This is a genomic window from Candidatus Cardinium hertigii, from assembly GCF_050864855.1.
Classification (GTDB): Bacteria; Bacteroidota; Bacteroidia; order Cytophagales; family Amoebophilaceae; genus Cardinium; species Cardinium hertigii_C.
This window is the reverse complement of sequence record NZ_JBOZWW010000013.1, coordinates 1-468: the sequence shown is the minus strand read 5'-3', so window position 1 is coordinate 468 and position 468 is coordinate 1. Positions and strand designations below refer to the sequence as shown.

1 protein-coding gene is annotated in these 468 nt (G+C 34.6%); it reads right to left on the bottom strand.

What is annotated here, in order from left to right:
* Positions 1-468, bottom strand: a 468-nt coding sequence (locus ACRRVB_RS00690; protein WP_432466101.1) for an Rpn family recombination-promoting nuclease/putative transposase, incomplete at both ends; no start/stop codon positions are given.

The following is a 468-nucleotide window of genomic DNA, read 5'->3' as shown; positions in this document are numbered from 1 at the left end:
TGTATATGATCAGAAAACCACTGCTTAAAATCTCTATAAATGCCTTGTTTTAGTACCATAGCCGCAAAAGCAGCCTTTTTATAGCTAAGCAATTCATCTTCTGATGTGCTGTACAAGTCTACTAAATGAAAGCTATCCAACATACATGATTTTGCTAGATCAGGATCAGAGAACATAGAGAGTAAACTAGAAGAACCTTTATAGGGATTCTTACCATTATATATGCACATGTTTAATATAACCGGAAGAAGTACGTTCCCGTTCTCTTTTAGATGTTGACGAAGTAATTGAACGTTGTATTCTAGAAACCTTAGAGGCATATACGGATCTTCAGTAGACTGGTGTTCGCAAATAATGTACAGATACCCTTCCTTACCATTTATATTGGTTTTGAATACTAAATCAGATTCTCCTCTTCTCCCAACTGGATCTACATAGCTTTTATTTGTTAACTCTAATTTCTCTTTA